15 protein-coding genes and 2 pseudogenes are annotated in these 17,947 nt (G+C 55.5%); 15 read left to right on the top strand and 2 right to left on the bottom strand.

Translation table 11 applies throughout. The annotated features are described in order from the left end of the window. Window positions 1-2 precede the first annotated feature (2 nt). The 13 genes from ACGI6K_RS12660 to ACGI6K_RS12600 all read left to right on the top strand — a co-directional run bounded on the left by ACGI6K_RS12660 (window position 3) and on the right by ACGI6K_RS12600 (window position 12,543). Window positions 3-1,742 (top strand): class I adenylate-forming enzyme family protein, encoded by a 1,740-nt coding sequence (locus tag ACGI6K_RS12660; protein WP_376942693.1) that lies wholly within the window; start codon window positions 3-5, stop codon window positions 1,740-1,742. Continuing rightward, window positions 1,739-2,710 (top strand): 1,2-phenylacetyl-CoA epoxidase subunit PaaA, encoded by a 972-nt coding sequence (gene paaA, locus ACGI6K_RS12655; protein WP_376942691.1) that lies wholly within the window; start codon window positions 1,739-1,741, stop codon window positions 2,708-2,710. Before ACGI6K_RS12660 ends, paaA begins: the two co-directional genes overlap by 4 nt. Continuing rightward, window positions 2,700-2,984 carry a 1,2-phenylacetyl-CoA epoxidase subunit PaaB gene (gene paaB, locus ACGI6K_RS12650; protein WP_376942689.1) on the top strand — a complete coding sequence of 95 codons (285 nt, stop codon included), beginning with the start codon at window positions 2,700-2,702 and terminating at the stop codon, window positions 2,982-2,984. Before paaA ends, paaB begins: the two co-directional genes overlap by 11 nt. Further along, window positions 2,981-3,751 carry a 1,2-phenylacetyl-CoA epoxidase subunit PaaC gene (gene paaC, locus ACGI6K_RS12645; RefSeq protein ID WP_376942687.1) on the top strand — a complete coding sequence of 257 codons (771 nt, stop codon included), beginning with the start codon at window positions 2,981-2,983 and terminating at the stop codon, window positions 3,749-3,751. Before paaB ends, paaC begins: the two co-directional genes overlap by 4 nt. Further along, a complete protein-coding gene (paaD, locus tag ACGI6K_RS12640; RefSeq protein ID WP_377968672.1) occupies window positions 3,745-4,275 on the top strand; it encodes a 1,2-phenylacetyl-CoA epoxidase subunit PaaD in 531 nt (176 codons plus the stop codon). The genes paaC and paaD overlap by 7 nt, the downstream gene beginning before the upstream one ends. 16 nt (window positions 4,276-4,291) lie before the next feature. Next, window positions 4,292-5,350 (top strand): 2Fe-2S iron-sulfur cluster-binding protein, encoded by a 1,059-nt coding sequence (locus ACGI6K_RS12635; RefSeq protein ID WP_376942683.1) that lies wholly within the window; start codon window positions 4,292-4,294, stop codon window positions 5,348-5,350. Window positions 5,351-5,383: 33 nt separating this feature from the next. Next, window positions 5,384-6,595: an MFS transporter gene (locus tag ACGI6K_RS12630; protein WP_376942681.1), complete on the top strand. Its 1,212-nt coding sequence runs from the start codon at window positions 5,384-5,386 to the stop codon at window positions 6,593-6,595. A gap of 91 nt (window positions 6,596-6,686) precedes the next feature. Then, the gene (locus tag ACGI6K_RS12625) at window positions 6,687-7,895 is read left to right on the top strand and encodes an iron-containing redox enzyme family protein (protein ID WP_376942679.1); all 1,209 of its coding nucleotides are present in this window, start codon (window positions 6,687-6,689) and stop codon (window positions 7,893-7,895) included. Between the two features lie 310 nt (window positions 7,896-8,205). Further along, a complete protein-coding gene (locus ACGI6K_RS12620) occupies window positions 8,206-9,591 on the top strand; it encodes an AMP-binding protein (protein WP_394542924.1) in 1,386 nt (461 codons plus the stop codon). Continuing rightward, window positions 9,585-11,108, top strand: a complete 1,524-nt coding sequence (locus ACGI6K_RS12615) for an anthranilate synthase component I family protein (protein WP_376942675.1) — start codon at window positions 9,585-9,587, stop codon at window positions 11,106-11,108. The genes ACGI6K_RS12620 and ACGI6K_RS12615 overlap by 7 nt, the downstream gene beginning before the upstream one ends. Beyond that, complete coding sequence (locus tag ACGI6K_RS12610) at window positions 11,089-11,694, top strand: anthranilate synthase component II (RefSeq protein ID WP_376942673.1); 606 nt, start codon at window positions 11,089-11,091, stop codon at window positions 11,692-11,694. Before ACGI6K_RS12615 ends, ACGI6K_RS12610 begins: the two co-directional genes overlap by 20 nt. Before the next feature lie 22 nt (window positions 11,695-11,716). Further along, the gene (locus ACGI6K_RS12605; RefSeq protein ID WP_376942671.1) at window positions 11,717-12,151 is read left to right on the top strand and encodes an acyl-CoA thioesterase; all 435 of its coding nucleotides are present in this window, start codon (window positions 11,717-11,719) and stop codon (window positions 12,149-12,151) included. Further along, window positions 12,148-12,543 (top strand): RidA family protein, encoded by a 396-nt coding sequence (locus ACGI6K_RS12600; RefSeq protein WP_376942669.1) that lies wholly within the window; start codon window positions 12,148-12,150, stop codon window positions 12,541-12,543. The genes ACGI6K_RS12605 and ACGI6K_RS12600 overlap by 4 nt, the downstream gene beginning before the upstream one ends. A gap of 4 nt (window positions 12,544-12,547) precedes the next feature. On the opposite strand, the gene ACGI6K_RS12595 is transcribed toward ACGI6K_RS12600, so the two are convergent. Further along, entirely contained in the window at window positions 12,548-13,954 is a 1,407-nt protein-coding gene (locus tag ACGI6K_RS12595) for a PLP-dependent aminotransferase family protein (protein WP_376942667.1), read from the bottom strand. A 405-nt stretch (window positions 13,955-14,359) separates the two neighbouring features. Between ACGI6K_RS12595 and ACGI6K_RS12590 the strand changes: the two are divergent. Then, window positions 14,360-15,201: pseudogene (locus ACGI6K_RS12590) on the top strand (IS5 family transposase). Between the two features lie 136 nt (window positions 15,202-15,337). Further along, window positions 15,338-16,270: pseudogene (locus tag ACGI6K_RS12585) on the top strand (IS3 family transposase). A gap of 445 nt (window positions 16,271-16,715) precedes the next feature. Here ACGI6K_RS12585 and ACGI6K_RS12580 read toward each other — a convergent pair. Beyond that, window positions 16,716-17,420, bottom strand: coding sequence for an MlaA family lipoprotein (locus tag ACGI6K_RS12580; RefSeq protein WP_376942665.1), 705 nt, complete (start codon window positions 17,418-17,420; stop codon window positions 16,716-16,718). Between the last annotated feature and the right edge of the window lie 527 nt (window positions 17,421-17,947).

The raw sequence follows: 17,947 nt of genomic DNA, 5'->3' as shown, positions 1-17,947 counted from the left end.
GAATGAACCCTATTACCCAACGGCAGGCATGGAACACACTGTTCGCAGACCCTGAGCTTGGTGCTGGAAATTTTCTGACCAAGTCGGTAGCAGCCTATGGTCAGTCGGATGCTGATTTTCTGTTCTTGGAGAAAGCTTTCGTGGGCCCCAGCGGTGAATCGCACCAAGCCTTCTCCCTGGACAGCTTGTACCAGCAGGTGAAGGAGTTGGCAGGGTGGTACCTGAGCCAAGAAGGGATAGATGCAGGCGGTCACGTATGCCTGTATCTAGGCGACGGCGTTCCATCTTTCCTGCATTTTCTAGCGTTGGGAACCTTGGGTTGTGTTCCGGTACTCATCAATGGCCACCTGCGCGCTGACATTGCTCTGCTGTACGCACGGCGTAACCGTTTCGATACCTTTGTGTTCGATGAAGAGACTCGCTCGCGCTGGAATCTGGATGCAGAGCTTGAGGGTCTGAATGTTCTAGACGCCCATTTCCAAGAAGGCTCGTCGGTCTCTTTCCTGCCAGTTCCCGAGCAAGGCTGGCCGGTGGAAAGACAGGCCGAAGACATCATCATGGTATGCCACAGCTCAGGCACTACTGGCATTCCGAAGGCCGTGCTGTTTGGTCATGAGCAGTTCTTCAACGGCAAACGGGAGCGGCTGCGCAGCTATATAGAAAGGCCGGACGACAAACTGGCAACGGCTATGCCGCCGACCCATGCTGCAGGTATCAGCTACCTGATGACGGCTGTGATGCTGCAGCTGCCGACCTTGTCGCTCAACACCCAGACGGGGCCAGTACTTGCGAGCCTGCTGGCCAGCTTTCAGCCCACTATCGTGACCGCGTTTTCGCAGAGTTATGCGTCGCTTGCCGAACTGAATTTGCCCGATGGCTATCTGAACAGCATCCAGCGTTTTTACAACACTGGTGATACGGCACACGAGGTGCATATCCGGTCGCTGCTGCGTCTGGCCCCCGAGGCTCGATTCACTGACATGTTCGGTGCTTCCGAACTGGGTATGTCACAGTTTTTCAAGGTTTCTCGCGAGGGCAGCGTGGCCAGTAAGCGCACTGTAGGCCATGCTGCGAGCTATGCACGCTGCGATATTCTTTCGCCGCAGGGCGAGCCGTTGCCAGATGGCACGGCAGGCTACTTCGGTGTGCGTTCTCCTACTGTCACACCCGGCTACTACGGCCAGCCACATCTGACTGCGCTGACTGAGCTGAACGATTACTGGCTGACAGGCGACGTTGGTTTGCGCATGGCCAACGGCGAGTTCGTTCACTTGGATCGTATCGTGGATACGGTGCCGAGTAATCTGGGCGTACAAGCCTATACGCTGCTACTAGAAGAACATCTGCTGACGTTGCCGGGTGTATTCGACGTCACTGTAGTAGGCGTGTCTCGGGGGCCTACCCGTGAAGAGGCGGTGCTGATACTGGTACGGGCGCAGGAAGCGGGCGTGGATGCTGAAGATGTGCTGCAGCATGCCATGAGTTGCTACCCCTTCCAGGGCCGTGGCGAGCTGCCAGGCTATACCGTTTGTGCCGGCGTTCTAGCGGATGCCTACGCGCTGCCGGCCGGCTCGACCGGAAAGATACTCAAACGCCAGATACGCGAGAACTTCTGGAGCTGGCAGCGCGACTTCGACGAAGGCGATTGTTCAGTGCTGCGCGAGTTGGTATGGAACCATTCGCTGCGTGACCTGCCGCTAGCGACTACCCCCATCAGCCTGCTGGAATATCTACAGCCATGAGTACTGTCATGAGTGAGCAAAGCACTGCTTTGGAGGTGGCCTTCCAGACCCGGATCGACCGAGGCGATAAAATCGAGCCTCAGGACTGGATGCCTGGAGGCTACCGTAGCACGCTGTTGCGGCAAATTTCTCAACATGCCCACTCTGAATATGTAGGCATGTTGCCGGAAGGTTTCTGGATTACGCGCGCGCCCAGCCTACATCGGAAGTGCGTTTTGCTGGCCAAGGTTCAGGACGAAGCAGGTCATGCGCAATATCTGTACAGCGCGTTGGAAAGTTTGGGCATGGATCGCGATGTCGCTTATCAGGAGCTTCTGGCAGGGCGTGCTAAGTACCTGAATATTTTTAACTATCCAGCGCTCACTTGGGCAGACGTGGGCATGATTGGCTGGCTAACCGACGGTGCTGCGATTGTAAATCAGGTACCGCTGTCGCGCGGCTCTTATGGCCCTTATGCACGCGCCATGGTGCGGATCTGTCAGGAGGAAAGCTTTCACCATCGGCAAGGTTTTGACCTGATCCGCGTGCTGGTAGAAGGCACACCCGAACAACGGCTGATGGCGCAGCAGGCACTGGACCGTTGGTGGTGGCCGACTTTGATGGTGTTCGGTCCGCCAGACGCAGACTCACCTCACTCCCAACAGTCGATGAAGTGGGGCATCAAGCTTTACTCCAACGATACCTTGCGTCAGAAGTTCATTGACCAGACGGTGCCGCAGATTCATTACCTGGGACTGAGCGTGCCTGACCCGGCTTTGCATCTGGATCCACAGACCGGCCATTACCAAAGCGGGCCTATAGATTGGTCCGAATTCCGCCGCGTGATCATGGGTGAGGGGCAGTGCAATCAGCACCGCCTCAATAGTCGGCGGGAGTCTTGGAGACAGGGAGCATGGGTGCGCGAGGCAGCTGCCTGTCATGCCGCGAAGCAGGCCGTTCCTCACAAGGAGGTTGAGCATGCCGAATGAATTGAGCACTTGGGAAGTATTCGTGCGCAGCCAGAACGGTATTGCCCATCGCCATATCGGCAGCGTTCAGGCTAGCGATTCGGTGATGGCCTTGCAGTATGCGCGCGACGTTTATACCCGGCGCGACAACTTTGTCAGCCTGTGGGTAGTGGCTTCTGAGCACGTGATCAGCAGCGCCGGTCAAGACTTGGCCGCCTGGTTCGAAACCGCACACGACAAGGATTACCGGCAAGCTACTTATTACCCGGTTCCCCAAGGAGTGCAGCATCTATGAATGCTCCGGAGCGTACCGGCACATCGCTGCCAAACTACCTTTTGCGCCTGGGTGACAGCGCGTTAATCATCGCGCAACAGCTATGTGGCTGGTGCGGGCATGCGCCAACGATTGAGGAGGATGTTGCGTTGAGCAATATCGCACTCGATTTGCTAGGTCAATCCAGACTATGGCTGGAGTACGCAGGAGCCAACATGGCCCCTGCCCAGGATGAAGATGACCTGGCCTACCGCCGCGACGCGCACCAGTTTCGAAACGTGCTGTTGGTCGAGCAACCCAACGGAAACTTTGCAGATACCCAGGTTCGGCAATTTCTGTTCGACAGCTGGCATTGCCTGCTCCTCACCGAATTGTCTCGCTCGACGGACACTCAGATAGCGGCCATTGCGACCAAGGCGCGTAAAGAAGCCGCCTACCATCTTCAGCATAGTAGCCAGTGGATAGTACGCCTGGGTGATGGCAGCGCGCGAAGCCATCGATATGCCCAACGTGCACTGGAGCTATGCGCTGACTATGTGGGTGAACTATTCGAGATGGATGCAATTGACCTGGAAATGGTCAATGCCGGCATCGGCGCTGACATGGCCGCGCTGCAACCGCAGTGGCAGGCCTACGTTGAGCAGGTTCTGGCGGCAGCCAATCTGGTCTATCCGGCAAATCCGATCAATCGTCGGGGCGGCAAACTCGGCCAGCACAGCGAACTGCTGGTGGAAGTGCTGATGCAAATGCAGCACCTGGCACGCAGTTATCCGGGTGCGCAATGGTGAACCTTTTTCAGCCGGTCGAAGACCAGCAGGCCACTGCAAGTATCTGGGCACTGCTGACTGAAATACCCGATCCAGAAATGCCTTATATATCGATCGTGGACCTAGGCATTGTTCGCGAAGTGCGCTGGCAACTTGAGGCGCTGAACGTGGTACTAACCCCGACCTATAGCGGCTGCCCCGCGCGCCGTGAAATCGAGCGAAGCATCCGTGATGCGCTCGGCCAGGCAGGTGTCGAGGCGTTGTATATCGAGACTCGATTGCATCCGGCTTGGACCACTGAGTGGATCAGTGCGCAGGGACGAGAAAAGATGCGCGGCGCAGGTGTCGCGCCGCCTCTAGCAGCGACTCAGGAGTGGCAGACGTTGACGTTCTGGCCTAACCCACGTGCGGCGGCGCAACCGCCATGCCCGCACTGCGGCCATACCAATACCCGGATGCAAAATGAGAGTTCGGGCAGCCGCTGTAAGGCCCTTTATCACTGCGATTCCTGCCGAAACCCATTCGAGTATTTCAAGAGCTTTTGACTTCAAGGGAATAACTATGTCGCAGTTCTTTGCACTGACGCTCGCCGATGTACGTCGCGATACGCCAGACAGTCTTGTACTTACGCTTGAGGTTCCCGAAGAGCATCGGGCACGGTTTGCTCACAGGGCAGGGCAGCACTTGACGTTGCGTACTTGGGTGGAAGGGCAGGAATTGCGCCGCAGCTATTCGCTATGCAATGCGCAGGGTGATGTGTCTCCTCAATTGGCTATCAAGCGCGTTGCCGGAGGTAGATTTTCCGAGTGGGCACACCGATATATGCAAGCTGGTGCGCTGATAGAAGCAATGCCGCCCTCGGGAAGTTTCGGCCTGGACCTGCCGTCAGGCGCGCGCCGCCATTACGTTGCGTTTGCAGCCGGCTCAGGCATTACACCCATTCTGTCGATTCTAGAAACGACGCTGCGCGATGAGCCGGCCAGTCTCTTCAGCCTGGTCTATGGCAATCGCGACCTTGAATCGGTGCAGTTCCGCGAGCATTTGTGCCAGCTCAAAAACACTTATTTAGCCAGACTTTCGATCTTCTACATCTTCAGCAATGAACCACAGGACGTAGAGCTGTTCAGCGGACGCTTGGACGAGCGTCGTTGCCTGTCACTGCTTACCAGTTGCCTGCAAGTGTCCACTATTGATTATGCCTACCTTTGTGGCCCCGCCGGCATGATGCAGGCTGCCTGTTCGGCCCTGCTCGCCAAAGGCATGCCGGCCGACCGAATCCGCCAGGAATATTTCAGTGCAGACCCCACGGTACGCGCGCCATCGTCAACAGGTGTCGCAGCACCCGGCGTCGAATTGAGCGTGCGCATCGATGGAGCTACGCGACGATTGAGACTGGCGCCCGGTAACTACACCTTGCTTGACGATTTGCTCGTCGCAGGGCTGGCACCGCCTTACAGCTGCAAGGCCGGCGTGTGTGGGACTTGTCGCTGCAAAGTGCTCGAAGGCCAAGTGCATATGCACGCACCCAATGCGCTGGGATCTGCGGAAGTCGCTCAAGGGTACGTGCTGGCCTGCATGAGCAGGGCGCAATCCTCAAGCCTGAAGTTGGCATTCGATTAAGCGGTTCTTATCTTTCATTAGGAATACTGCTCTATGAACTCCAACACACCGATGTTGCGAAGAGTGCTGGCTTTGTATTGCCTGGCTACCGGTTTTTCCGTAGCCGCCGTGGTCTATCACCAATCGATGACTTTCTTGATTGCGGCGTCTTTAGGCTTGCCGGTCGATGCACTTTGGAGTCTGTCTTTGGCCACTCAATTGGGCTATGGGGCAGGTCTTGTTCTATGTCTGCCGTTGGGCGATGTGTATCCATCAAGGCTTCTGATTCCCGGCGCCCTGCTATTGCTTGGAGTGACATTGCTGCTTTTGGCAATCGTCCCAACGCTGCCCTTGATGATCGTGTTGTGTGCGCTGGCCGGTGTGCTTTCTGTCGGAGGGCAATTATTGATCGCGCATTGCGCCAAAACCTGCCTACCCAGCGAGCGGGCAGCGGTGATAGGCAGTTTGCTGTCCTCTCTTTTCGCTGGGTTGCTACTGGCTCGGGTGCTTGCTGGTTGGGGCGGTGAGTTGGTTGGTTGGCGCGGCATATACCAGCTTGTGGGTGTAATCACAGCGCTGCTCGGTTTTCTGATCCGACCACGTCTTAGCGAAGTACAGCCAAGTAAGCCGATTGGCTATGGCGCGATGCTAGCTAGTCAGTGTCGCTTGTGGATGGAAAATCCCTCACTACGCCGTTTCGCATTGATCGCAGCCTGCTTCTTCGCGGCATCCAACGGTATCTGGGCAAATCTGGGTTCACTCACCCATAGCACTCTTCAATGGAGCGCGGCGCAAACCGGCTTGCTTGCTTTCACCTCACTTGCCGCCCTGCGCTCGCCCATGCTGGCCAACTACCTACAACACAAAATGCGCTGGCAGGCCGTGGTTGTGCTTCTGGGTATAGGTCTGATGCTTGTGTCGCTGGCAGGCGCACTTGTCGGCGCCAACGTGTTCATGATTGTCGTGTTTTTAGTGGTTTCCGACATGGCGGTGAGGTCGGTGCAGGCCCTTACCCAGTCTCGTGTACTGGCCATTGATCCTGCAGCCGCTTCCCGCCTCAACAGCCTATACATGACCGTGTTTTTCGTCGGAGCAGCCATTGGCTCATGGCTCGGCGGGCTATCTGTCCACTATCTGGGCTGGCTGGGGATGTACCTGCTCCCACTCGTCTGCGCGCTCGCGGGCGTCGGCCTGACGATGTTAGGCGGGCAGGGTGAGGCCGCATGGTCATCGCTAGCGGTAATACCAGAGCAACGTCATCCCTGAAGTTTTTCGATTCAACCATATCCACCAATGGTTCGAGCCCAAAACGGCTCCGAGCCCAAACCGTGCAGTCCGATTTTCAAGGAGATAGCCTGTGCAAGCCATAGCAATCAAACCTCAGCAAGCGACGTCTTTGTCAGCCGTCAGTCCAATATGGTCTGAGTGGTTATGCGAGCAGGGTCTAACTCGACTAATCCAGCACCCGCTGCTGGTAGCCCTGGAGCGCAACGAGGTTAGCCTGACGACCCTCAAGACCCTACTGATTCAGCATAGCCATTACTCTCGTCATTTTACCCGTTACCTCTGTGCCCTGATGGGGCAGCTCGATCACCCTGAAGATGTGCTGGCCTTGATGGAGAACATGCGCGAGGAGATGGGGGTGGACGGCAACGACCGTATCACGCATGCCGAATTGTACCAGCGCACTCTACGCGTACTGGGCGTTTCCACCGCTGACGAGGCGGCTCTGCCCGAGGCGGCTGCGATGGCGCAGACCATGTTCAGCCATTGCCAGAACAGCGATGCCCTAGTGGGACTGGCGGCAATGTGCCTAGGTGCCGAAGCGATTGTGCCGATTATCTATCACCCCATCCTCCAGGCCCTGAGAGGCAAAGGCTATGGCGAAGAAGCCACTGAATTTTTCAGCCTGCACATCGAAGAGGACGAAGACCACGCGCTGACAATGTTGGCCATCATGAAGCGCCTAACTCATGGCGATGAAAAGCGACATGCGCTGGCCACGCAGATCGGTCGCGAATTGATCGAGTGTCGAATTGCCATGTTCGACGCAATCTGGCGTCAGTCGTTGACATTCGCAGTTGCCCAGGCAGAACAGCGTGACAAAGGCGGTCGCTTCAGCTCCGCAGATTTCTGGCGAGTACCCAGCCGTTTGCAGGTGCACCTACCTGATCGACTCAGTCACAGCCAGGTCATGCAGGTCAGTCAGGACAATGATGCGACCTTCTCTTCCCAGCGCAAGCATAAGGTCCACATTGTCGATTTGCCCAGCCACACCATCAGCATGACCGTAGGACGGCTGGACGTCACCGAAGCCACGCGTTTGCATCGGCATAACTACGAGACCCTGATCTACGTCATGCAGGGCGAAGGTTATTCGCGTATTGGCGATCGCAATGTGCCATGGCGCGCCGGTGACGCGTTTTATGTGCCGGTATGGGCCGAGCATCAGCATGTCAACAGCGGAGGTGGGGAGTGCGTCTACCTGGCGTGCGAAAACGCACCGATGCTACAAAACCTGGGGGGTATCGCTCTGCGTGAAGAGCTGGGTCATACCGGCGTTTGAGCAAACGGCTGCCGCGACCTGCTGCGTGCGGCAGGTCGCGCCTCTGAAATTCAATAGGACCGAGATCAACCATGCTGATTTCTCCCAACGCCAGGCACCCCGATAGTTGGCAGACCGAACATGCGACAACCCTTGGCACTGTTCCGGGGTGCGCCGCGCATCTTGTGGTTGCTGCGCTCACACCCTTAAATCTGGCTCAGCGACTGATAGCGAGTCGCGCCGACAATGATCGCACATGCTTTCAGGGCCCAGGTTTTCAGCTCAGCTACCGTCAATTGGACCAAGTTGTGCGTGTGCAGGCCGCTGAGCTGTGCCAAAGGGGGGGGAGGTCGATGACCGCATTTTCATCGCCTTGGATGATGGTCCTGAGCTGGCCATCATTTTCTTCGCCGCATTGGCCATGGGAGCTCTGCCCGTTGTACTAAATCCTAAGCTTGACTCGGCAGCTATCCTTCAATTGGTTACGGATGCCCGACCAACTTTGTGTTTTGTCCAGCCTGATCGTGCCGATCAGTGGGCCGGCGCTCCAGGCCTGCATATACTGGAAACCGGCGCGCACCAGCAATGGTTGACTCGGATCTCGCCGAACAACCAGTGGCAGGCTTTTGCCCTCAAGGCCGCTGAGGCGCCGGTCCTGATCCAATACACATCTGGCAGTACAGGTCAGCCAAAAGGAGTGCTACACAGCGCGCGATCAATATTGGCCTGCTGCGAAGACTTCGCCGCCGGGCAGCTGGGGCTGGACGAAAACGATGTGCTGTACTCGGTGCCCAAGACCTTCTTTGGTTACGGTATGGGCAACAGCCTGTTTTTTCCACTTTACGTGGGGGCCAGCGCCGTTCTGGACAGAGATTGGCCAAGCGCACAGCGAGTGCGTATATTACTGGCTCAATACCGACCCAGCGTAATGTTCGCCGTGCCGACGCTGTATGGCATGTTGCTGGAAGAGTCCATCGTGCCTAATGAGATGGCGCTGCGATTGGCGTTCAGCGCCGGTGCGCCGCTGCCGCCCAATATTGCCAGACGATGGCAGCAGCGCTTTGGCATCAGTCTGCACGACGGCATTGGCGCCACCGAACTGGGTCACGTGTTTGCCACGAGCTATCCGGACGCGCAGCAACCGGGCAAGGTAGGGCGCATGTTGCCGGGCTGGCAGTCGCGAATCGTTAACGCGCTTGGCCAGGATGTCATACCCGGCGAATGTGGTGTGATGCTGGTCAAAGCGCCCGGCATGGCCGTCGGCTATTGGGAGCGCCCAGATGACCAAGCGTTGCGCTTCAAAGATGGCTGGTACCGCACCGGTGACCTGTTCAGCCAGGATGCGGAAGGCATGTTGAGCTTTCACGGCCGCGAAGATGACCGTTTCAAAGTCTTCGGTCGTTGGGTTGTGCCGGTGGAGGTAGAAAACCTGCTGATCAGTTGGCTACCGGAGTTGTACGATTGTTATCTAGTGGCCGGTTGCACTGAGGATGAGTGTCGTCCTGTGCTTTTTATGCGAGTCCCAGAGGCGGCAAACGATCTGACGCAACGCGTCGAGGGTATTTTGCAGACCCATTTAGAAAGCTATAAGCGTCCGGTGCGCATTGTACGTCTAGAAGAAATACCTGTGAACCGCAACGGCAAACCTGATCGCAGAGAGCTGGCGTATATGGCTGATCAGTTGTTGCGCTTTTGCACGGAGACGCAGGAATGTTGAGTCCTGAAGATTTTTTCGCTTACGGTGAAGCCGGTTACAGCCATGTCCCACTTTGGCAACAGATGCCGCTGCCAGCAGGGGTGCAGGCGCTTTCGCTTTATCAAACATTGGCCAACTGCGGACAGGATTACCTATTCGAGATGGGGCAGTGGCATGAAGGCTCCTTTGTGCAAACTTGCTCGGTAATCGGTCTGCCGTGCAGGCAGCGCGTGGAGCTGGACGAAGGCGTCATGCGCATCTACAGCGATGAGCAGTTGTCTGCGGTCACGGAATCCGAAGATCCACTTGCAGAGTTTGCGCAGCTGCAAGATAAGTTTCGCATTCCTCAGTGCCCTGGCCTGCCGGCGTTCAGTGGTGGCTTTTTCGGGTATTTCGGCTTCGAGACGACGCGGCTTATCGAGCCTCGCTTGCGCCAAGCCAATCGCAAACCATCGGGGTTCAGTCTTCCCGATGTGTTACAATTGATCAGCACCGATCTGATCGTGTTGGACCATCGCGAGCAGCAGGTTTATTGCATCGTGCACGAACCTCCTAAGGCACTTGGCGATTATCAGTCTGCGCAGGATCGACTCAATCAACTGGTTGCCCGCCTACGGCCGCTGCTAGTTCCAGACACACTGCGTACTGCGGTCTCAATTACGTCGCTCACAGACGTCGAATCGGCCTTCGAGCAGCCCGCGTTCATCGAGGCTGTGACGCGTATCAAGGACTACATTGCGGCGGGCGATGTTATGCAGGTTGTTTTGTCGCAGCGCATGAGTCTTCCTTTTGAGCAGGACGCAGTGGATCTGTACCGCTCTTTGGCAGAGTTGGGTCATACGCCTTATCGCTACCTGCTGAATCTGGGTGATTACCAGGTGGTAGGTGCTTCTCCGGAAATGCTGTTCAGGCAAACCGGTCAAACGGTTACGACTCGACCCATGGCAGGTACTCGACGCCGCGGCGATTCGGCAGCCGAAGACTACCGGCTCAAAGAGGATCTGTTGGCCGATAATAAGGAAGTGGCCGAGCACATGATGCTCGTTGATCTGTCGCGCAATGACTTGGGTCGCCTCGCCAAAGTAGGAAGCGTGCAAGTAGCGCAACTCTTAGACGTTGAATATTTTTCGCATGTCATGCACATCGTCTCTACCGTGACTGGTGAGGTTGATGACACTGTCAGCGGTCTTGAGCTGCTCAAGAGCATCTTTCCGGCGGGCACGCTGAGCGGCGCTTCGAAAGTGCGTGCCCTTGAAGTCATTGCCGAACTCGAACCTCACTCTCGTGGTGTCTATGGAGGAGCGATCGGCTACCTGGATTGGAACGGTCGAGCCAATCTGGCTATCACTATTCGTACCGGCCTTCTGCATGACGGGCGTCTATATGTCCAGGCTGGTGCTGGTGTGGTACAGGACTCAGTAGCTGAACGCGAGTGGCAGGAAACGATTGAAAAGAGCCAAATCATGCGTGTGGCGGCAAACCGCTGCGCAAGCGCGGCGTCCTATCAGGAGGTAGCCTATGCACTTAATGATCGATAACTACGATTCTTTCACATACAACATTGTGCAGTATCTGCGCATTCTCGGCGCCGACATTCAGGTGCGCCGCAACGATGACATCACGCTGCAGCAGATCGAAGAATTGGCACCTGAGTCGCTGATCATTTCACCTGGCCCCTGTTCGCCAGCCGAGGGCGGTATTTCGTTGGCAGCCATCAAACATTTCGCTCAACATTTGCCCGTATTAGGCATCTGCCTAGGACATCAATGCATTACCGCAGCTTTTGGTGGTGAAGTGCGTCGGGCCCGTGAGGTAATGCACGGCAAGGTGTCGCGTATCCATCATGAGGCGAGTGATCTGTTTGTTGGACTGCCCCAAGAGTTGCACGTTGCACGATATCATTCCTTGGTGGCCGGCGAGTTGCCCAGTCAGCTGATAGCGACAGCCCATGCCCTGGATCAGGACGGCCGCCCATGTGAGATCATGGCACTGCAGCACCGGGAGCTGCCTATTTATGGGTTACAATTTCATCCCGAATCTCTGATGACTCCGCACGGCATGGCGATGCTGGCGAATTATCTGCAACAGGTTGCGCGGGTCCGAGCGCTGTGGACTGCTGCCTGAACCTACCTTACGGGAGCACCCTGTGGATAATCCTCACTTCAGCAAAACGTATCTGATCCGCTTTCAACACTGCGATCCGGCAGGCATTGTCTATTTTCCCCAGTACTTGGTACTGACCAATTGGTTAGTTGAAGATTGGTTCACCGAAGGATTGGACATCGACTTCGCGCATCTTATAGGTGCGCGTCGGTTGGGACTTCCGTTGATCAAGCTTACGTGCGAGTTCACGGTGCCTTCACGCCATGGTGACCAGTTGACGATGGAGTTGCGCATCGAGAGGCTAGGTCAGCGCTCTTTGACTTTGGCCATCGAGGGGCATGTCGATGGGGTGGTACGCATGCGCTGCCAGCAAGTCATGGTGCAAACCGGTCTGCACGACGGTAAGTCTATACCGATCCCTGCCGACATTCGTAACGCATTAAGTGTGTGCCTTTCTGAGTCCAGAGTACTCGCATGAATATTCTTCAACCTTCGGACTGGGTACGCCCGCGCGGCTACGCTAATGGAGTTGCCGCTCGCGGAACACTGGTATGCACCTCAGGTCAATTTGGCTGGGACAGCCATAGCTGCCTTGTCAGCGAACGGTACGCTGAACAGGCAATTCAGGCATTGCACAATATAGTTGCGGTTCTGGCAGAGGCTGGCGCGCGTCCTGAGCATCTAATTCGCCTAACCTGGTATGTCAGCGATCGAGATGCCTATTTTGCCGAGGCGCGCGAAGTGGGGCTCGCGTACAAGAGCTTGATAGGTTATTACCCCTCGATGAGTGCATTCCACGTGCAGGGGCTTATGGTGGAGGGAGCTAAGGTCCAGATCGAGGCCACTGCGGTCATTCCCGACCTAGAATGAACGTTCAGCTTGGCAAAATGCTCTGGTGCAGTCGGCGGGCCATGCTGGCGGCTTGCTGGGGCGTGGCCACGTTGGCAAATCCCAATAGCAACCCTTTGCCACAGTCATGCTCGATACTGCGTGGCGATAAAGCAGCTATGCCGAAACCATTGTCGCGGGCACGTTTAGCGAGCAATTGGTCGTTTTCATCCGGGGCAAGCCTGGCCAGCAGATGGAGCCCGGTGGCGGGGGTATTGAAATTAATTCGGCTGCCGAACTCGGCGGTTAAGCTTTCGATCACCATCTCTCTGCGTTGCGCGTAAGCCGTTCGCATCTTGCGCAAATGCCTAGCGAAGTAACCACCTTGCATGAAATCTGCGATGACGCCTTGGCTCAAAATTGGACAGCCGCCATTGAGTTGATGGCATGCATCATCGAAAACGGTGATCAAATTTTTAGGCACAACCAAATAGCCTAGGCGCAGTGACGGACTTAGCACTTTGCTGAACGTACCTAGATAAAGGAAATCGCCATGACTAGTTAGGCTGGCTAAGGCTGGTACGCGCCGCCCTTCGTAGCAATATTCGCTGTCGTAGTCGTCCTCAATAATATATGCGTTGTTATCATTGGCCCATGCAACCAAGTCCAGTCGTCGTTTAAGCGATAGAGTCACTCCAAGCGGACTTTGATGAGCGGGTGTTACCAATGCGAACTTTGCACGTGCAGCTCGCGCTTTGCCGTCGTCCACCCTGATGCCCTCTTTATCTACACTTACAGGCACCAGCCGCGCGCCCATCTGCCTAAGTAGGTGGCGACTGGGCGGAAAGCATGGATCTTCGATCCAGACCTCATCGCTATGTTTGATTAGAGTTCTGCCCAGCAGATTGAGCGCACCTTGATAACCTGCTGTGATGAAGACTTGTTCTGACGAGCAATCTACTCCCCTAGACAGTTGAAGATAAGCGCAGATGCTCTCCCTCAATGGCGGATAGCCCGAGGGAGTTGGGTAACTAAGCATCTTGCTTTGCAACTTCATCTGACGAGAACTTAAGCTGCTCCATAATTTATGCGGGAACAGATCCAGTGCCGGTAAGCCCAGCTGGTAGCCCAAAGAAGTTCCTGCAGCGGTCTCATCGCGACTTGAATTATGATTACTTTTTTTTATGGGAGTTTGGGTGGCCGTGATAGACTTGCCCATAAGTCTTCTTATGGCGTGTGTTCTGGAAACAAAAGTTCCTGCTTGGCCGCGCGCTTCCAAATAGCCATCGCTGATAAGCATGCTATAGGCAATTTCTACAGTATTGCGTGACAGTCTCAACTCACTTGCGAGGGAGCGGATGGAGGGGACTCGTTGACCAGGGGTTAAGGCCTCCTGAGAGATCAAGCTTACTATTCTAGAATAAACTTGCTTATAAAGGCTTTGACGTTCCATGATCTGCCAAAATAATAATCAGATGGTTGATTTGTTTAATGTGCTGAGTCCGCGAAATTGTCTAATTTTGCATGTCGGTTTTAATTAGTAATGTATTATCTGTGCTTAATATTTGTATCAAATTGTAATGCGGTCTCTAATATGAGGCAATGGTTTAGTAATAATATTATGGAATAAGCGGTTTGGTAACTCCGATAAGGGTGCGCTTATTAATATGCCGACGGTGACGGACGTCACTCGCAATTTCCCCTGTGCCCCGTTTTTTGCACAAAAGCGAATGGTTCATCGTGGTGACAACGCCAATGCTGGATTGACACAGGTGCTGATCGACCGCAAGCGAGCCTTAGGTTTTGTATTAAAAGTCGTGTTTGCTAACCTGAGTCCGTGATAGCAGTGGAGGCAAGTATAATCGGACGTCACGAACTGTCGGATGAGTGCTGGGCGTTGATCGAAGCTATCGTTTCCCCACCCCAGCGGATGGCGCGCCCACGTCGTGATGATCGGCAAATGCTCAATGGCATCTTCTGGATCCTGTGCTCGGACGTCAAATGGCGTGACCTGGCCGACCGGTATGGCCGCTGGAGGACGGTCTACCAGCGCTTCCGGCAATGGCGCGATAACGGTACCCTCGAGCGCATCCTGGCGCATCTGCATCTGAAACTGCGCCAGGATGGCTATCTTGATCTGGACACCTGGTTGATGATCGATTCCACCACGATCCGTGCCACAATCGCCGTCTCTGGAGGCGAAAAAAGGAGGCCGGACGAACCGCTAGATCAGGCTTTGGGCCGTAGCTGCGGCGGACTTGGTACCAAGCTCCATCTACTCTGTGATGCCTAGGGATTTCCGCTGACCTTCAGGTTTTCGCCAGGTCAGCGGGCTGACTCGCAGCACTTCATTCCGCTGCTCGAACAGGTGCGACTGCCAGGTGCCAAAGGTAGGCCGCGCAAGCGCTGCCGACGTATCGTGGCCGACAAGGGATACGACAGCGAAGCGCTCCGGCATCATTGTGATTGTGTCGGTATCTAGCCGATCATCGCACGGCGCCAGATGCATCGCAAGCCGCCCAGGCTCTTTGATTGAGCCTAATACCAATAGCGCAATGTAATCGAACGCCTGTTCAGTTAGCTTAAGGAAAACGCCGGCTCTGCGCCCGGTTCGACAAGCTGGCCAGCAGCCTCAAGGCGACGGTCACTCTGGCCTGTATCGACCGCTGCTGGCGCGTCGACTTTTCAGAAAAAGCCTAGCCATATCGTCGCGGCGCCTGAATCTCCTTCGGCTAGCTGAGTTGGTAGGTTACTTATCGGAGATGGTTTGTAGTGGTCTAATTCTCGTAGACACCTCGATAGGGGGATGATCATCCCCAACGAGGATCTGAAAGCCATGACATCACGTATCCGTAGACGCTTCGACACCGCCTTCAAACTGCAGGTGGTGCAGATGATCAGAAACCAAGGCCTGAGCGTGGCGCAGGTCTGCCATGATTTGGATCTAGTGGACAGTGCGGTCCGCCGCTGGCTGGCCCAGTACGACGCCGAGCAGGCGGGCTAGCCCGGCCAGGGCAAGCCGTTGACCGCAGAGCAACGACGCATTCGGGAGTTGGAGCGGGAAAATCAGCGGCTACGCGAGGATGTATCGATCCTAAAAAAAGCATCGGCCTTCTTCGCCCGGGAACTGAAGTGATCCAGCAGATGATCGATCAGTGGCAGGAGACGGTCGAAACGTCCCGACTGTGTCGGCTTTTGGGCGTGAGTCGCTCGGGCGTGTATGCCGCACGCCATCGCTGGCGAGCCGCACGGGCCTGCCCCCTTAGCGCCCCGTTGCAGGTTGCCTTCCAGGCCAGTGGTGGCAACTATGGTAGTCGCCGGCTGAGTGCGAGCCTGAAGGCCCTGGGCCTGCGTACGGGTCGTCACCGCGTGCGACGCCTGATGAAGCAGCACGGCCTGAAGGCGCTGGAAGCGTAAGTTCGTCCATACCACCGACAGCCGACATGAGTGGCCGATAGCCGACAACCTCCTGGCTCGACGCTTTAACCCGCAAGCCCCTGACCAGGGGTGGGTAGCCGATATCACCTACATCCGCACCGGGCGCGGCTGGCTGCACCTGGCGGCCGTGGGGAAACTGCTGGGATAACGCCGTCATGGAGCGGTTCTTCCTGAACCTGAAGATGGAAAGGGTCTGGCAGCGCTGCCACGCCAATCCGGCCGAGGCCGTTGCCGACATCACTCATTACATCGTCGCCTTCTACAACACCCACGGCTGCACTCCACCCTCGGCTATCGATCGCCAGCCGACTACGAAAAGGCCACTACCTGAAATCCCCTATCTCGGTGTCCACCAAAACTTGACCACAACACTCCGTACCGGGCGGAACGCTTTAGCGCATGTCCTGCGGAGCATTGAAAACAGTAACCAACAGGCTTCACAAGGAGCGCAAGCCGTAAGCATGTGATGGCGGAACAGCTCAGACCGTGACGGGGTAAACCTGGTAAGGAATATGAGCCATGGGCGCTGCCCTCAGCTCGATTTTCAGATGAGGGCCTCGTCGGCGGATTCCATCAGGGCCAGCAGGTTTTTCGGCCTGCGCACATAGGCCGGATATAAGACTGCTCCTACCTGAATGCCAGCTGGTCTACCTCTTGAGTTCCGGGAGGCGTCCATATAAGGATTTCCTTAGAGGAAGGTCAGTCACTTCAAAGAAGTACTGACCTTTGCCATCGTTCCGCCGCGATCACGCCAATACATCGACAGAACGAAAAAATCAAAAATCATCCTCCACCTTGCCATCCTGCGCCTTGAACTCGCGGCTTTGCATATAGGCATTGCGGATGAATATGTATCTATCGCCGGTAATGAGTTTCTCGGCCGACAACAAAGATGCTCGGGTATCTACAACCTCGCCAGCAAACAAGGCATTTTTGGCAGTCGTATTATTCATGTAAATATAGGGCTTCGTAAAAGTATCCCCAATTAACCCACCCGTATCACGCACGGTGCTCGGCCCAAAGAAAGGCAAGACCACATAGGGCCCGCTAGATACACCCCAGGCACCAAGGGTTTGACCAAAATCCTCGTCGTTGCGATTAAGCCCCATTCTGGTCGCCACATCGACAAATCCCAATACGCCAATGGTGGTATTGAGCAACAACCTGCTGCTATCGACACCGGCATCGTGAAATTTTACCTGCAGCAGATCGTTGGCCAAGTTACCGACCTCGCCAATGTTGCGATAGGCATTATGCACCCCATCTTCAACGAACTGCGGAGCAATAGCCTGGTACCCTTTGGCAACCGGCTTCATGAAATAAGTATCCAAGGTATCGTTGAAGCGAAATATCGCCCGGTTGAACGTCTCCCACGGATCCTGATCTTCGGCAATCGCCGTCATTATGGGCAGCAGGACCAATCCGGCACAAGCCAGTGAACGGCCCAATCGTTTAGCTTGGTCGACGGCAATCACACGCATTGCAGGTACCTCTTCTAGTAAGTACTCCCAGCAAAACCGGGATTTTATTTTGCTAGCCCTGGGGACAAGCAACAGAATTGCTGATAAAGTGGCTGTTCTTATAGATAAAACATTAGGGCTCGCCCCAGCCTTCGGAATACGCACATGGTACTATTAAATCGCTAATGTGCAGCCGTATAGTAGTAAAATAATCTTGGAGCTCCGCAACCACGAATTTCTTCGCTGGAAATAGCCTTATTCAACTCCTTTTGGACCTTTGCTGGCAGTGACTGAGGGCAGTGAGTGGAGGTGCTATCGGAAAAACAGGTTTTCCCAGCAGGGTTCGATCGACCAAAACATTACCAATTCATGCACGAAAAACACCGTACACAACGGTGTACTGTACAGAAACATCAAGTGAGGGTTTCCGTACATGCGCGTCCCTTCGGACTCCAATCGGCAATTCACGGTTCTATAGCGGGATCGCTAATCGCTGCAGGTATCCATGCCTGCCATCTGTTCGAGAACAAAGCCCCGACATGCGATGA

This window comes from Azorhizophilus paspali (assembly GCF_043587585.2).
In the GTDB taxonomy this organism is placed as follows: Bacteria; Pseudomonadota; Gammaproteobacteria; order Pseudomonadales; family Pseudomonadaceae; genus Azotobacter; species Azotobacter paspali.
Note: the sequence above shows the minus strand (reverse complement) of the source record. Positions and strands in the feature narration are given on the sequence as shown.

Bases quoted from the DNA above. Each gene is read 5' to 3' on its own strand.
- ACGI6K_RS12630 (WP_376942681.1), top strand. From the start codon at position 5,384: ATGAACTCCAACACACCGATGTTGCGAAGAGTGCTGGCTTTGTATTGC.
- paaD (WP_377968672.1), top strand. From the start codon at position 3,745: ATGGTGAACCTTTTTCAGCCGGTCGAAGACCAGCAGGCCACTGCAAGT.
- ACGI6K_RS12580 (WP_376942665.1), bottom strand. From the start codon at position 17,420: ATGCGTGTGATTGCCGTCGACCAAGCTAAACGATTGGGCCGTTCACTG.
- ACGI6K_RS12615 (WP_376942675.1), top strand. From the start codon at position 9,585: ATGTTGAGTCCTGAAGATTTTTTCGCTTACGGTGAAGCCGGTTACAGC.
- paaC (WP_376942687.1), top strand. From the start codon at position 2,981: ATGAATGCTCCGGAGCGTACCGGCACATCGCTGCCAAACTACCTTTTG.
- ACGI6K_RS12635 (WP_376942683.1), top strand. From the start codon at position 4,292: ATGTCGCAGTTCTTTGCACTGACGCTCGCCGATGTACGTCGCGATACG.
- paaA (WP_376942691.1), top strand. From the start codon at position 1,739: ATGAGTACTGTCATGAGTGAGCAAAGCACTGCTTTGGAGGTGGCCTTC.
- ACGI6K_RS12660 (WP_376942693.1), top strand. From the start codon at position 3: ATGAACCCTATTACCCAACGGCAGGCATGGAACACACTGTTCGCAGAC.
- ACGI6K_RS12610 (WP_376942673.1), top strand. From the start codon at position 11,089: ATGCACTTAATGATCGATAACTACGATTCTTTCACATACAACATTGTG.
- ACGI6K_RS12595 (WP_376942667.1), bottom strand. From the start codon at position 13,954: ATGGAACGTCAAAGCCTTTATAAGCAAGTTTATTCTAGAATAGTAAGC.
- ACGI6K_RS12600 (WP_376942669.1), top strand. From the start codon at position 12,148: ATGAATATTCTTCAACCTTCGGACTGGGTACGCCCGCGCGGCTACGCT.
- paaB (WP_376942689.1), top strand. From the start codon at position 2,700: ATGCCGAATGAATTGAGCACTTGGGAAGTATTCGTGCGCAGCCAGAAC.